Source organism: Pseudomonas sp. R2-37-08W (assembly GCF_003851705.1).
Classification (GTDB): Bacteria; Pseudomonadota; Gammaproteobacteria; order Pseudomonadales; family Pseudomonadaceae; genus Aquipseudomonas.
Window position 1 is genome coordinate 3776551 of sequence record NZ_CP027728.1, and the last position, 14831, is coordinate 3791381.

A 14831-nucleotide genomic window follows, 5' to 3' on the forward strand; every position below is an offset into this window, starting at 1 on the left:
GTAGACTCAGGAGAAAATCAAGAGCCGAGAGGGCTTGCGCTCACCCTCTCCTCTGAAAGCATTCGCCTTCGGCTCACTTGCTGACACTATTGTATTGGAGACTCAAAAACACTATACGCAATTTCTGATTTGCAATCAGACATGTGTGCAATCTCCTCTGTGTACACAGAACAATTAAATATCACTGTGCATTGCACAGAAGAAGATCAAGAGCTGAGAGGGCTACGCTCATCCTCTCCTCTGAAAGCATTCGCCTTCGGCTCACCTGCTGACACTGGTTGTATTGACGATCTACAAACCTCTAGAGCTCACCTCTAATTGTCAACCAGAATATGTAAGCAATCTCCTCTGTGTGTATACAGAACAATTAGATGTTGCTGTGCGTCGCACAGAAGACGAAACTACGGATTCCTAGCTTTTAAGCAAGCCTGAATAGCTAGGTATTGAGCTCCAATTTACTACCGCAATGTTTGCACTTAATAGCCTCCTCCCTTACAGGCTCAGCACAAAACTGGCATTTCTTCATGCCTCCGAAGTTTCCAGTATCAGCAGCCATTTGCTCTTTGTTTTTAGCCATTATTGCCCAAAAAAAACCAACAGCCGGACAGAGGAAAGCAACAACCCACATTGCAAGGGGCTTAGCGTCCATATTATTTCCTAGAGAAAAGGAAGCTAACATCATCAGCGGTACCGCAGGGGCAACCATAGAGAAAAATAGAAGTAAACCAGAACGTCCTTTTTTGTTTGCAATAAACGAGATAAGAACGCAAAGAATGATAAATACAATAAGCCAGTGTACAGGTTCCATTTGAGCTTTCCTAAATTAAAAATAATGTACATATCGCACTACACCTTGATGAGACTGAGAACCCCTAGCTATGTTAAAGGTTTCTTTTCACTTTGTAGGTGCACTGTCAACTTTTGTTTGCCTGTGTAGGGTTGTAGGGAGCGTCCCGCACATCACCATCTAAGATTGAATCCATGCTTGCCATCAAGTATCCAGATGCTGGGCAACGGTAAACAACGTGATCGTCCAAGGCTTTATCAGGTGCTTTATCAGGGGGAATAACTAAGCCCATACGCCGTTATCCTTGAGACAGAGCGGCTATGCACCTGATTGTACGCAGCCTTTAGCCACTCCTGACTAAGTAACGGTCATATCCTCTACGAAATCGTAGAGTTTAGACAACTCAGCACAGGCTTTTAAAGTTTTGAAGCATTTTCGTTTACTTTCCTATGCTCATCTCTCAAAGCTTCTACAGCAACAGGTTCATTTATCACTGATATGGAGCTGGTATCAATATTATCGCTATACTTTCTCAAGATAATTTGTACTTTCTTACCTTCCCAATATGATTTTTCATTCTGGAACTTGGCACCAACCTTCGTCTTCATCATCTCCGTCTTTTGACTTTGTGGACGCCCGTATTTTTGAGTGAGCAAAGCGACCACCGCATCGTAATCATCTATCTTCGTTTTGAGTACAATTTCTCGGATCAAGGAGTCATGCGTCAACACGCCAGCCGTATAGCCATGCAAACCTAGAGAAGGCACGGCAAACAGAGGGTAGTAACCTTGAAATGGTCGTTGATAACAGATTTCGGCAGGAACACTGTAGTCCGATGGGCACTGCTTCATCTGATAAATCAGTTTCTCATCAAACTTAATGCCTAAAAAGGTAGCTGGTTCTTGAACCCATGCCGTATGTTCGGCACTTTTCTTGGCCCCATATGCAGAAGTAGCCAAACAAAGAATTGCCAATGCCGTAGGAAGCTTTGCGTTCATTACAGCGCTCCCTGAGGCTGGCTTAAGACAACGAACAACCCAGAACTCTCGCCGAGCAAGACCACGACCCCCCTTCGCAAGCTTCCATAAAATTACTCCTATGTATCATCTGGTGTGTCACCACTTGGTGTGTTCCCGATTAGAGCACAGACGCCCATCATTCGGGAATGCAGAAAAACCAAAATCTCAGAAAGACCTTCGGGCAACGTGTGCGTGATCTACGCAACAGTCAGGGCTTCAGCCAAGAAGCATTTGCTGATAAGTGTGGCTTTGTACGGACGTACATGTCGCGCATAGAGACAGGCACAGCGAACCCCAGCCTTGAGGCCACCAAAGTGCTCGCAGACGGTCTGGGTCTATCCCTTTCAGAGCTCTTACAAGGGCTTTGAAGCTCTTCACACATCGTTCACGGATGACAGACATGCAAGACAACATAGCTACGGCAGACGTACTAACCCTTCTATGGGAAGGGCAACTGGCTTGTGCGGCAGCCATTGAAGAATTGGCATTGTGGGCTAGGACGACAGGTTCACCTGAGACTCATGAAAAAGTACTCAACGCACTCGAAACTCTAGATGCGAACGCATTAGCCATTACCGCTGGTATTCTCAAGCTTCGGTAATAGAAAGTAGTCGAACAAAAAATATTACAAACCTAGAACGACCATTCTAGATTCGTTATAATTGCTCTCATACAGAATTCAGAGGGCGCGAACATGACCAACACCACCACCCACACAATCGACGTAGTGAGCTACTGTCGCGTCTCCAGTCAAGGACAAGGTGAAAGTGGTCTGGGTCTTGAAGCTCAACGCGAGTACATCGCTCGTGCGGCCCAACAGAATGGTTGGAACATCGTCGCTGAGTTCGTGGATGTTGTGTCGGGTAAGTTGGCTATCGAGGACCGTCCAGAAGGCAAGAAGGCGCTGTCGGCGTGCAAGAAGGTGAAAGCACAACTGGTAGTCGCCAAGCTGGATCGCCTATCCCGCTCGGTTCATCACATCGCCCGCCTGATGGAGCAGATAGAGTTTAAAGTGGCAACCATGTCCCACGCCAAGACATTTGAACTTCACTTGTTTGCAGCACTGGCTGAACAGGAAAGAACTTTCATTGCCACTCGTACAAAGGAAGCTCTAGCAGCCCTACAGGCTCGTGCTGATGGTGGTGACGTACAGTCTGTTGAAAAGATTGCACGCCGTACTGCGGCACTGGAGAAAGGTCGTACCGCTCCCAATCGGGCGAAGGCTGGTGAGGCAATTCGAGAGCGTGTGTACCGCTGGCAAGAATCCGTGCGTGATCCAATTGATCTGTGCATCCATAAAGGTGGTCGCACACTTAAACAGGTTGCTGATTGCCTAAATAGTAAGGGTGTCACCACAAGCCGGGGCGGTGAATGGTCATCAATCCAAGTAAGTCGAGTAATGAAGAGTCTTGGGCTTCAGTTCCCTTTAAAACAAATCGATCTCTAAGCCTAAGGAAGCAATGATAGATCCTGATTGTGGCATGGTTCTGTGTTTGCATAGGATACCCCACGAAGGTTGGCAGGACGCTTTCACCGGATTTGGTGATTTAAGCGGCCCACACCTCACCTCAGAGGTACGAGCCGTTAAATCTAGTCGAACATTACCCATGGATTCCAGCACCATCAGCATACAGATTCAACCCAAAAATCGAGATTCAAAATACAGGGAGGTTGGGATTTAAAGCAACAATTGGTGTTGTTTATAATGAATACGTGCATTAATTCCAAAGATTCCCATCTTCACGACAGTCGTCTATCTTTTGGACACGCGTTATTAAAGTGTGACGCCTAGTTTTTCCATCGCTGTCCGATGATGCCTATCTGCTCTTGCTAACATTTCGCTCGCTACTGGATCGTCTTTATACTTTACAACTTCACATTTAAGTTCGTTATGAATAATGTCAGTGACATGATCGGCATAATCGAAACTTATAAGTCTTTCGAATTTTTTGTAATCCGAAAAAATCACCGCCAGCTGCCGATAAGTTTCTTCAAGCATTCTTTCATTAGCAACTAGGCGTCATAAAGCTCATGAAGAATGGGAAGAGCGTCTATTTCATAGCGAATCTCAAACGCGCCCTGCGCTCTATTATAGGGAGCAAAGGTTTTTTGACAGCAACGGTGGCGGGATCGAACCGAGAATGCATGACATTGATCAAAAAACCAACACATCTCTGGCTCAGAAACGATTCATCACAAGATCATGGTGGATTTTTTGTCGCGTTCAGGATATATCAAGGATGAAATAATAATCAACAGGAGGTTGCGATGGCCAAGATAACCAGCTTAGAAACTATATCTAGCGAGTTCGGCATTGATCCAAAGGAGCTTGAAAAGCTAGACATCATCGACACCCAACTTACCGTCGATACAAATTTATTCATTGACCCTTTACTCCTACCAGAGAGCAAACATGAAGAAATAAATACGGGGGCCGCCACAGCATATGAACAAAGATTCGAATTTATAATAAAGTTACTTGCTGCTTCTAAAGAAAAAGGCGATATCACTTGGCGAAAAGCAGAAAAACTTTTCAACTTTTCCGAAGTTAGCTGGACCTGCCTGGGTTATAGCGCATCTGTAAGAGGATCTGGATTTGGACCAGAACTCACTTCTAGCACGCTAGAAACCGCAGCTCAGATAGTAGCCTTAGGAATTACAGACATTGATTTTTTCATGGGACTGTCACTATTCGAAGAGGGGATTGGTCCTGACAGAATAAGCGACATGACCACTAACATAATACTTCCCAACCTAATAGACTTCACTATCAGACAAAACGATCAGCTAAAATTGCCAACAAAGCCATTCAAAATCAAAGATGAAATATTCTTCCTTCCTGAAAACCCCCACTCCAAAGATCCTTTGATATTCGTACCCAGAGATATTGTCAGAGACCTACCAATAGCCAGTGACTGGAGTGATATTTCTCGCATCGCGAGAGAAACCGAAGAGTATCGCGAAAAGGTTAGTGGTGGAGTTGGTAAAGTCTGGGCCACAATGTCGAAAAAAAGAAAGCAGGCTCTCAGGGATAGCGCACTTCAAAGTAAAGAGGCATTCGAGCAAATACTGGACCTACTTAAAGAAGTTCCCAAAACACCTTATAACTTTGAAGGCGACCGCAATGGAGAGGCATTCTGGACCCGCCTGAAAAACATTGCTGACCACTATCCGCTAACAATAGGCGAATCAACCAAGAACATAACCAATATAGAAGAGGCAAAGAAGCTGGTCGACACAATCATCTTACAATTTCAAGATCTTGTTGAGAACAAAGGAATTTGGAAAGAGCTTTGGTCTGACGAGAAGAAACCTCGCCGTGAAAAAGCCGCACAGAGGCTGTTTTTTGTTATCGCTTACTCATACTGCAAAGCTAATAATTTAGATGTAACACCAGAAGCGGATACCGGAAATGGTCCTGTCGATTTTAAGTTCTCGCTCGGCTTCAACACTAGGATTGTGGTAGAAATCAAACTTTCTACAAATGACTTGGTGAATGGTTATACAAAACAGCTCGAAATTTATAAAAAGGCCGAAGATACCCAATTAGGTATATACCTAGTCATTGACGTTGGAAGCATTGGACAAAAATATAATGAAGTACAACGCATGGCACGTGAGGCAATTGATGCAGGCAAAAAAACGTCAACCATATATTTAGTGGATGGTAATAGAAGGGAATCCGCGAGCAAGCGCAAATAGATAGCTATCAGTAATAGTTATGCCAGTAAGCCTGAGATTTCCAATTTTAGTTTTACTGGCGACTATCGCCTCCCTCAAAGAAAAATTACTGGCGAAAACTCCAGTAATACTATGCTACGAATTACGCATAAAGAATATGCATTCCTCTCGCAGTTGCTCAACATACATTCTATTTATTGGTGCTACTTTTGTCACCTCTAAACGAATTATCCGCCCAGAGAAGGATGCTGGCTGACCTCTATACGAAACCCTAACGGCTCAAAAACCACCCTCAAGAAGGTGCGAATTGTAAAATGAGGTGGTGGCTATGGTGAAAATCGCCTTAAATAGCGATTCCGAATGGAAAAATCGCATCAAAATGATGGCAGAAGGACACCGCCACCAGCTAGGATAGATCTGGCGACGCCGACACGCAAGGATCAGGGTGAACAAATGCTTAACACGGATAAAGAGCTTTCAACCTCCCAAAACCGGGGTTTGGTTAGTGATACATATTTTAGGTCTGTTATTGAAAAAGTAACGGAACTACCGCCAATACTACCTTTAGTTCATACATGTGACTGCCATACACTACGAGAAATAATTAGCTCAAAGATAATAAAGCCCACTCTCTGCCCAGTTTTCAATGAGAAATTAGTATACTATTTTTATGGACGACCCTCTTATCGCTTAAGTGACAAAGGGTTAACATTTAACACGTCAAGCGTATACCCTGCATGCCTCATTATTCAACCTGAGGAAGTAAAGAGTATCACCAGAATATTTCCATTTGACAGCGGAGCATACGCAGCAGGACTCTACAGCAACCATCTGCATAAAAATTCCAAGCAAGAAGACTACCTCCTCGGCTCAAACTATCCATTCGTTCAAAAATTCGTTAAGTTCTTCTACGACAACAATCAAAATTATTTTGACGGAAAATCGACACTTGAGAAAAGCACACTTCAGCCGTGCGCATACGAGCTGGAGAGCATTTATTCCCTTATAAATGTTACACACGGAGAACTCTTTGATAGCCGCTGCTACACTATAGAATTACAATCTAGCGTTTCCATTGAGATAAATAGTACCGCCCTCAAAGCAATCGTCATTCCTGACTCTATTGCAAACGACACCGCGCTGGCAGCTTATTTATACGAAAATGAAATAGAAGCGATAACATATTCGACATCTCGAGTAGCCCCAAGCCATCTGACGCCCTTAGTAATATCCAAGGTAAGAGAATTCTACATCGACCGAGGTGTAATTCAATGAGCACTACTTTCATTTTGCTTGGCTTCTCCACGCCAGTCGATAGCGGACCGTCATTTTCAACGCCAGTTTTCAAAAGAAACCATACTCTATACCTTCAAGTGATTAACGAAGACGAATATATTAGCGATTTTGAAGAAATCAAAAACATCAACTTTGACACATTTGAAAACTTGAATAACAACGAATATAAAGTTGGTGACAAGGCCGTATATGCTATAAAAGACATCAGAAAACGACTGATCAAGCATAGCAAACACGACATGGATGAGTACCTGAGAACCAATATCAGAGCAATTGTCGCCTATCCTTATTTCTACAAATCCGTCTGTGAATTTAGTGACTTAAAATTAGACCTACCAGAATTCTTAGGATGCAAAAACAATAAGGATTTCCTTCTCTGGCAAGTTTTATCTAACACCGCAAAAGAATTTACTCTCCCTATCGCCAATAAAAATCGCTTGAGTCTTGCTCACAAGACAAAGGTTCATAATTCTTCTCCGCCCGAGCACCCTGCAAATCAGAGCGCTCTCGTACGGAAAGGCAAACATGAAGACTTCCGAGAGAATTATTTTGAGCGCTTCATTTCGTTCGCTCAAAATAAACATCAAAGATTGGCAAAAGAAAAAACCGTATTAGAATCTCTTGTTCTTAGTGAATATATTTCCCATATCTTACCTGAAGCGGCTGAGAACTTAGAGAACGTGAGAGCTTCATTAGTGAAAATCCTTGAATACTCCAAGCAAGATTCAAGCTCCTCGCCTCTACAAAAAGTAAACATAATGCAAATAAAGAAAAAACCAAAATACGCTAAAAACTACAAACTTATTCCTCGACATGTGATTGACGAAAATACAGACGGCTTATCTTTAATTATTTACGTAACGGCAGCCATTAGTCACTTCCAAATAAAACAAGAGTCGTAAATAGAATATCAATGACCTTAACTAATTGCACACGCTAGAGATGACTGATGCGTTGATTCTTCAAGCACTGAGTACATCTCTAGCAAAGTACATGCACCTATACTCGCCTCGGCTTTGATATGAAAAAACCGCACTAGAACGAGACCACCTTAACGACCTATCGAATTTAGAAACCATTTGCTTGCAGGAGCGGAAGAACAGCGACCAAAAACATCATTGTAGGTACGAATTCCCAAGCACTATTGGATAGCTTTCGTCGCGAACCTCAGGAAGCTATGCAACTCCTACCGGAGGACACGCAGCTGGTTGCAAGCTTTTATCAATACGTTGATAGCTTTGTACAGGATGTAACTTCAGGCGAATCATCTACGAAGGCACAAATGATCCAGAAGCTCTCACGGAGGCTGCTAATGCCCTTAAATTGGCGCTAGACGCCGCACAGCAATTATTTAAGAACTATGCGAAAAATTCCCCCTTCTTCCACACCATCATTCCAAACAAAATCCCATACAATTACGAGCTGCTATTGGCATTCACATTGCTCACTGTGAACGAACCGGATATTTTGTGAACGTTCTGCTTGAATTCCAGACAACAAAAAAGGGGTCACCGTTTCCGATGACCCTCTAGACCGCCCAGCAGAGCGGATTTTGTTTGGTAGGCGCGATTGGACTCGAACCAACGACCCCCACCATGTCAAGGTGGTGCTCTAACCAACTGAGCTACGTGCCTGCTGTGAGGCGGCATTCTACGGAATTCCTTAGGGGTGTCAACATCTTTTTTGCAGCTAAGCCTATGAATATGCGAATTTTTTATTCGCGGGCGACGCGCCCGTGATTTACGGGTGGCTGGCAGGCAATTTTCAACTCAGGTAGGATCGCCGCACTCGTAAAAAATATAAAACAGAGGTTCCAGGATGGCGAACACCCCCTACCCCAGTCCTATTACGCCGCCTCCGCGAACGCGGTTCCGCCGCGCCCGGTGCTGCAAGGTGAGATCGAAACCGATGTCTGTGTGATCGGCGCCGGTTACACCGGCCTGTCCAGCGCGCTGTTTCTGCTTGAGAACGGCTTTCGCGTGACGGTGCTGGAAGCCGCCAAGGTAGGTTTTGGTGCGTCCGGCCGTAATGGCGGGCAGATCGTCAATAGCTACAGCCGCGACATTGATGTCATCGAACGCAGCGTCGGGCCCAAGCAGGCGCAGTTGCTGGGTGAGATGGCATTCGAGGGCGGCAGGATCATTCGTGAGCGCGTGGCCAAGTATCAAATCCAGTGCGACTTGAAGGACGGCGGTGTGTTCGCCGCCCTCAACAGCAAGCACATGGACCACCTGGAATCGCAGAAGCGCCTGTGGGAGCGCTACGGCCATACCCAACTGGAACTGCTGGACGAGCGCCGTATCCGCGAAGTAGTGGCTTGTGACAACTATGTAGGCGGCCTGCTGGACATGAGCGGCGGGCATATTCACCCGCTCAACCTGGCCTTGGGTGAGGCGGCGGCCGTCGAGTCCCTGGGCGGCACGATCTATGAGCAATCGGCAGCGGTGCGCATTGAGCGTGGCGCCAATCCGGTGGTGCATACCGCCGAAGGTAAAGTCAGGGCCAAGTTCATCATCGTCGCGGGGAATGCCTACCTGGGTAACCTGGTGCCGGAGCTGGCAGCGAAATCGATGCCGTGCGGCACCCAAGTGATCACCACCGCACCCTTGGGCGATGAATTGGCCAGGACGTTGCTGCCGCAGGACTACTGTGTCGAAGACTGTAACTACCTGCTCGATTATTACCGCCTCACCAGCGACAAGCGCCTGATCTTCGGCGGTGGCGTGGTGTATGGCGCGCGGGACCCGGCAAATATCGAAGCGATCATCCGGCCGAAAATGCTCAAGGCTTTCCCGCAGCTCAAGGACGTAAAGATCGACTACGCATGGACCGGCAATTTCCTGCTGACCCTGTCGCGCTTGCCTCAGGTTGGCCGCATCGGCGACAACATCTATTACTCTCAGGGCTGTAGCGGCCACGGCGTTACCTATACGCATCTGGCGGGCAAGGTATTGGCCGAAGCCCTGAGAGGCCAGGCTGAACGCTTCGACGCGTTTGCCGACCTGCCCCACTACCCGTTCCCGGGTGGCCAGCTTTTGCGCACGCCTTTTGCCGCAATGGGCGCGTGGTATTACGGGCTACGGGACAAGCTGGGCTTTTGACGTACAACGGGGAGCCGGTTCGCCGGCTCCTTGCCTGGAAAGCCAAATCGCAGACACAAAAAACCCCGGTCTTTCGACCAGGGTCTTTGCTATCGGATCAAAGTCAGCCAATGGCTTTCTTTGTGCTTCAAGGCGTTCAGTGGGCCTTGAGGCAGATATGGCGCAGCGGACGGGACTCGAACCCGCGACCCCCGGCGTGACAGGCCGGTATTCTAACCGACTGAACTACCGCTGCGTATCGCTTGGCTGACTGAGGCTAAACCCCTCAATCACCTTTAAACATCTGATTGGTCAGCCTTGGCTGTTCAATCTCAAGCCCGACACATCGGACCTGGAAAATATGGCGCAGCGGACGGGACTCGAACCCGCGACCCCCGGCGTGACAGGCCGGTATTCTAACCGACTGAACTACCGCTGCGCGTCGGTGCAACCTTTAACGTTGCGTCTTGCCACAAGGGCAAAACTCTCAAGAAGTGGTGGGTGATGACGGGATCGAACCGCCGACCCTCTGCTTGTAAGGCAGATGCTCTCCCAGCTGAGCTAATCACCCTTTGCTTCGTTGAGGCCGCGAAATTTACGCAGGTAGCGGACCTAAGTCAATAGCCCGCTTGAAGTTTTTCTGAAAAAGACAAAAAAGCTTCAAGACCGCCCTACTCGCTGTAAATCATCTTCTTGCTCATGCCACCGTCCACCACGAACTCCTGCCCGGTGACAAACCCGGCCTGGCGCGACAGTAACCACGCCACCATGGCTGCTACGTCCTCCACCGTGCCTACCCGGCCCGCCGGATGCTGAGCGTGATCGGCATCGGTGAGCGGCTCGGCACGCCGCGCAGCAGGATCACGCGCATCGATCCAGCCAGGGCTGACCGCATTGACCCGCACTTCCGGGCCCAAGCTCATCGCCAGCGCGTGAGTCAGCGCCAGCAGGCCACCCTTGCTTGCCGCGTACGCTTCGGTGTCCGGCTCCGATTGGCGGGCCCGCGTCGAGGCCAGGTTGACGATAGCGCCACCGTGGGCGCGCAGGTACGGCGCGCAATGCTTGGCCAGCAGCATCGGCCCACTGAGGTTCACCGCCAGTACGCGGTTCCAGTACGCCAGGTCGAGGCTTTCCAAGGTGATATTGCGCGGATCGGCCACCGCCGCATTGCACACCAACGCATCCAGGCGCCCAAACTGCCCCAATACCTCAGCCACACCTTGGGCCACTTGCTTCTCGTCGGCCACGTCCATGCTGATAAACCAGGCATTCTCGCCCAGCACCTTGGACACCTTGGAGCCGCGCTCGCGGTCCAGGTCGGTCAACACCACCTGCCAGCCTTCGCTGATCAGCCACGCCGCGATCCCGAGGCCAATGCCCCGCGCTGCGCCGGTCACCAGTGCCACGCGCCCGTTACTGGCCGCTGCGGCCTCCATGGACCACTCGATCACAAGGCCGCCAGCCCGCGGGCCAGGTCGGCCTGCAAGTCAGCCACGTCTTCAAGCCCGACTGCGATGCGAATCAGACTGTCACGGATGCCTGCAGCTTCACGCTCCTGCGGCGCCAGGCGCCCATGGGAGGTGGTGCTCGGGTGCGTGATGGTGGTTTTGCTGTCACCCAGGTTAGCGGTGATCGAGATCAGGCGCGTGGCATCGATAAAGCGCCAGGCGCCCTCTTTGCCACCCTTCACTTCGAAACTCACTACCGCGCCGAACCCGCGCTGCTGGCGCTGCGCCAATGCGTGCTGCGGGTGGCTCTTGAGGCCGGCGTAATGCACTTTCTCGATCCCGTCCTGCTGCTCCAGCCACTCGGCCAGCGCCTGGGCATTGGCGCAATGGGCCTTCATGCGCAGGCTGAGGGTTTCCAGGCCTTTGAGGAAAATCCACGCGTTGAACGGGCTCAGGGTCGGCCCGGCGGTGCGCAGGAAGCCCACCACTTCCTTCATCTGCTCGCTGCGACCGGCCACCACACCGCCCATGCAACGGCCCTGGCCGTCGATGAACTTGGTGGCCGAATGCACCACGATGTCCGCGCCCAACTTCAACGGCTGTTGCAGAGCCGGGGTGCAGAAGCAGTTGTCGACAACCAGCATCGCGCCCTTGGCGTGCGCCACTTCGGCCAGCGCGGCGATATCCACCAGTTCAGCCAGCGGGTTGGAAGGCGACTCAACGAACAGCAGCTTGGTATTGGCCTTGATCGCCGCCTCCCAGCCAGACAGATCCGCCAGGGGCACGTAGTCCACTTCGATACCGAAGCGCTTGAAATACTTCTCGAACAGGCTGATGGTCGAACCGAACACGCTGCGCGATACCAGCACGTGGTCGCCAGCGCTGCACAGGCTCATTACCACTGCCAGGATCGCCGCCATGCCGGTCGCCGTGGCCACCGCTTGCTCAGCACCCTCCAGGGCGGCGATACGCTCTTCGAACGCACGCACGGTCGGGTTGGTATAGCGCGAGTAGACGTTGCCCGGCACTTCACCGGCAAAACGCGCAGCAGCGTCGGCCGCCGTGCGGAACACATAACTGGAGGTGAAGAACATCGGATCACCGTGCTCCCCTTCCGGGGTACGGTGCTGGCCGGCGCGCACAGCCAGGGTATCGAAAGCTACGCCATCGAGGTCGCTGTCCAAACGACCGGCATCCCATTCCTGACTCATGCTGCGACTCCTTACTCGAATTCTTTATTTAAGATACAAAACCGGCCCCTCAGGGCCGGTGTTCACTCAGTTGTTGTACAGATCGATGATCGCGCTGACCGCCTGGGTCTTGATCTTCGACGAGTCGTTGCGCGCCTGCTCGATCTTGTTCAGGTAGGCCTCATCGACGTCGCCGGTCACGTACTTGCCGTCGAACACGGCGCAGTCGAACTGGTCGATCTTGATCTTGCCGCCGCCGACCGCTTCGATCAGGTCAGGCAGGTCCTGGTAGATCAACCAGTCGGCGCCGATCAGGTCGGCCACGTCCTGGGTCGAACGATTGTGGGCGATCAGTTCGTGGGCGCTCGGCATGTCGATACCGTACACGTTCGGGTAGCGCACGGCAGGCGCGGCGGAACAGAAGTACACGTTCTTCGCACCGGCTTCACGGGCCATCTGGATGATCTGCTTGCACGTAGTGCCGCGCACGATGGAGTCATCCACCAGCATCACGTTCTTGCCACGGAATTCCAGCTCGATGGCATTGAGCTTCTGGCGCACCGACTTCTTGCGCGCCGCCTGGCCGGGCATGATGAAGGTACGGCCGATGTAGCGGTTCTTGACGAAGCCTTCGCGGAACTTGACGCCCAGGTGGTTGGCCAGTTCCAGCGCGGCGGTACGGCTGGTGTCCGGGATCGGGATGACCACGTCGATGTCGTGCTCGGGACGCTCGCGCAGGATCTTCTCGGCGAGCTTCTCGCCCATGCGCAGGCGCGCCTTGTACACCGAAACGCCGTCGATGATCGAATCCGGACGCGCCAGGTAGACGTGTTCGAAGATGCAGGGGGTAAGTTTCGGCGCAACGGCGCACTGACGGGTGTGCAGCTTGCCGTCTTCGGTGATGTACACCGCTTCGCCCGGTGCCAAGTCACGGATCAAGGTGAAGCCCAGTACATCCAGGGACACGCTCTCGGAGGCGATCATGTACTCGACGCCTTCGTCGGTGTGACGCTGGCCAAACACGATCGGGCGGATGCCGTGCGGGTCACGGAACCCGACGATGCCATAACCGGTGATCATCGCCACGACGGCATAGCCGCCCACGCAACGGTTATGCACGTCGATCACGGCGGCAAACACGTCTTCTTCGGTCGGCTGCAGCTTGCCGCGCTGGGCCAGCTCATGGGCGAACACGTTGAGCAGCACTTCCGAGTCGGAACTGGTGTTGACGTGGCGCAGGTCAGATTCGTAGATCTCCTTGGCCAGTTGCTCAACGTTGGTCAGGTTTCCGTTGTGCGCCAGGGTAATGCCGTAAGGCGAGTTGACGTAGAACGGCTGAGCTTCGGCCGACGTCGAGCTACCGGCGGTTGGGTAACGCACATGGCCAATGCCCATGTGACCGACCAGGCGCTGCATGTGACGCTGATGGAACACGTCGCGCACCAGGCCATTGTCCTTGCGCAGGAATAACCGGCCGTCGTGGCTGGTCACAATACCGGCAGCGTCCTGGCCGCGGTGCTGGAGGACGGTTAGCGCGTCATACAGCGCCTGATTGACGTTCGACTTACCGACGATACCGACGATGCCACACATGCGACGCAACCCCTACTTAATGGATCTTGACTGAACACTCTTACTGAGGCGTTTTGGCCGGCAAGAGGTGTTCCTTGAACGGAAGATCAGCGGGTACGCTGATTCCGCTGGCCAGCCACTGACTGCTCCACCCCAATATGAGGTTCTTGGACCAGTCTGCAACCAATAGAAATTTTGGCACGAGCACCGACTCCTGCCACCACGAATCCTGCTGTACCGGCCCCAGGCTCAACAGCCCGACCGCCACGACCACCAGCAACGCGCCACGCGCGGCGCCGAAGGCCATGCCGAGAAATCGATCGGTCCCGGAAAGGCCGGTGACACGTATCAACTCGCCAATAAGATAATTGACCATTGCCCCCACCAGCAGCGTGGCGATGAACATGATGGCGCAGCCCGCGATGACGCGAGCCGAGGGTGTCTCTATGTACCCGGCCAGATAGACCGACAGTGAACCACCGAACATCCAGGCTACGACTCCTGCGATGATCCAGGTCAGCAACGACAGTGCTTCTTTTACGAAGCCGCGGCTCAGACTGATCAAAGCGGAGATGGCGACGATTGCAACGATCGCCCAATCAACCCAGGTAAATGGCACAGTGCAGCCTACGTACGGATAAGGCGGCGCATTTTAGCAGAGCGCCGGGCTATCGGTAAGCGGTGATTGCGGGTGCCTTGCAAATCAATAGATTGGGCGGTGCGAACACTATTTCAAGACCGCTGAAAACCAATGTGGG

At 51.1% G+C, this 14831-nt stretch carries 14 protein-coding genes and 4 tRNA genes; 7 read left to right on the top strand and 11 right to left on the bottom strand.

What is annotated here, in order from left to right; translation table 11 throughout:
- Positions 1–436 precede the first annotated feature (436 nt).
- Both C4J93_RS27240 and C4J93_RS17400 read right to left on the bottom strand, forming a co-directional pair.
- Entirely contained in the window at positions 437–808 is a 372-nt protein-coding gene (locus C4J93_RS27240) for a hypothetical protein (protein ID WP_218566845.1), read from the bottom strand.
- Positions 809–1203: 395 nt separating this feature from the next.
- Complete coding sequence (locus C4J93_RS17400; RefSeq protein ID WP_124430041.1) at positions 1204–1785, bottom strand: hypothetical protein; 582 nt, start codon at positions 1783–1785, stop codon at positions 1204–1206.
- Positions 1786–1952: 167 nt separating this feature from the next.
- Between C4J93_RS17400 and C4J93_RS17405 the strand changes: the two genes are divergently transcribed.
- The 3 genes from C4J93_RS17405 (at position 1953) to C4J93_RS17415 (ending at position 3253) form a co-directional block, all read left to right on the top strand.
- Positions 1953–2174, top strand: a complete 222-nt coding sequence (locus C4J93_RS17405) for a helix-turn-helix domain-containing protein (protein WP_124430042.1) — start codon at positions 1953–1955, stop codon at positions 2172–2174.
- A 32-nt stretch (positions 2175–2206) separates the two neighbouring features.
- Positions 2207–2407, top strand: coding sequence for a hypothetical protein (locus C4J93_RS17410; RefSeq protein WP_124430043.1), 201 nt, complete (start codon positions 2207–2209; stop codon positions 2405–2407).
- Between the two features lie 93 nt (positions 2408–2500).
- A complete protein-coding gene (locus tag C4J93_RS17415; RefSeq protein WP_256660087.1) occupies positions 2501–3253 on the top strand; it encodes a recombinase family protein in 753 nt (250 codons plus the stop codon).
- 327 nt (positions 3254–3580) lie between these two features.
- Here the strand turns inward: C4J93_RS17415 and C4J93_RS17420 are convergent, their stop codons facing one another.
- On the bottom strand, positions 3581–3805 hold the full coding sequence (locus C4J93_RS17420) for a hypothetical protein (RefSeq protein ID WP_124430044.1): 225 nt from the start codon (positions 3803–3805) through the stop codon (positions 3581–3583).
- A 269-nt stretch (positions 3806–4074) separates the two neighbouring features.
- Between C4J93_RS17420 and C4J93_RS17425 the strand changes: the two genes are divergently transcribed.
- The 3 genes from C4J93_RS17425 to C4J93_RS17435 all read left to right on the top strand — a co-directional run bounded on the left by C4J93_RS17425 (position 4075) and on the right by C4J93_RS17435 (position 7685).
- Positions 4075–5508, top strand: coding sequence for a hypothetical protein (locus tag C4J93_RS17425; protein ID WP_124430045.1), 1434 nt, complete (start codon positions 4075–4077; stop codon positions 5506–5508).
- A 339-nt stretch (positions 5509–5847) separates the two neighbouring features.
- Positions 5848–6762: a hypothetical protein gene (locus C4J93_RS17430; protein WP_124430046.1), complete on the top strand. Its 915-nt coding sequence runs from the start codon at positions 5848–5850 to the stop codon at positions 6760–6762.
- Positions 6759–7685, top strand: a complete 927-nt coding sequence (locus tag C4J93_RS17435; RefSeq protein ID WP_124430047.1) for a hypothetical protein — start codon at positions 6759–6761, stop codon at positions 7683–7685. Before C4J93_RS17430 ends, C4J93_RS17435 begins: the two co-directional genes overlap by 4 nt.
- Before the next feature lie 655 nt (positions 7686–8340).
- Here the strand turns inward: C4J93_RS17435 and C4J93_RS17440 are convergent.
- A tRNA-Val gene (locus C4J93_RS17440) sits at positions 8341–8417 on the bottom strand.
- A 165-nt stretch (positions 8418–8582) separates the two neighbouring features.
- On the opposite strand from C4J93_RS17440, the gene C4J93_RS17445 reads away from it, so the two are divergent.
- Complete coding sequence (locus C4J93_RS17445) at positions 8583–9884, top strand: FAD-binding oxidoreductase (protein WP_124430048.1); 1302 nt, start codon at positions 8583–8585, stop codon at positions 9882–9884.
- 158 nt (positions 9885–10042) lie between these two features.
- Here the strand turns inward: C4J93_RS17445 and C4J93_RS17450 are convergent.
- The 7 genes from C4J93_RS17450 to C4J93_RS17480 form a co-directional block, all read right to left on the bottom strand.
- Positions 10043–10119: transfer RNA gene (locus C4J93_RS17450), tRNA-Asp, on the bottom strand.
- Between the two features lie 106 nt (positions 10120–10225).
- Positions 10226–10302: transfer RNA gene (locus C4J93_RS17455), tRNA-Asp, on the bottom strand.
- Positions 10303–10358: 56 nt separating this feature from the next.
- Positions 10359–10434, bottom strand: a tRNA-Val gene (locus tag C4J93_RS17460).
- A gap of 100 nt (positions 10435–10534) precedes the next feature.
- Complete coding sequence (locus C4J93_RS17465; RefSeq protein WP_124410364.1) at positions 10535–11299, bottom strand: SDR family oxidoreductase; 765 nt, start codon at positions 11297–11299, stop codon at positions 10535–10537.
- Positions 11300–11310: 11 nt separating this feature from the next.
- Positions 11311–12522 carry an O-succinylhomoserine sulfhydrylase gene (locus tag C4J93_RS17470; RefSeq protein ID WP_124363593.1) on the bottom strand — a complete coding sequence of 404 codons (1212 nt, stop codon included), beginning with the start codon at positions 12520–12522 and terminating at the stop codon, positions 11311–11313.
- A gap of 66 nt (positions 12523–12588) precedes the next feature.
- On the bottom strand, positions 12589–14094 hold the full coding sequence (gene purF, locus C4J93_RS17475) for an amidophosphoribosyltransferase (RefSeq protein ID WP_124363594.1): 1506 nt from the start codon (positions 14092–14094) through the stop codon (positions 12589–12591).
- 40 nt (positions 14095–14134) lie between these two features.
- Positions 14135–14692: a CvpA family protein gene (locus C4J93_RS17480; protein WP_003192538.1), complete on the bottom strand. Its 558-nt coding sequence runs from the start codon at positions 14690–14692 to the stop codon at positions 14135–14137.
- Between the last annotated feature and the right edge of the window lie 139 nt (positions 14693–14831).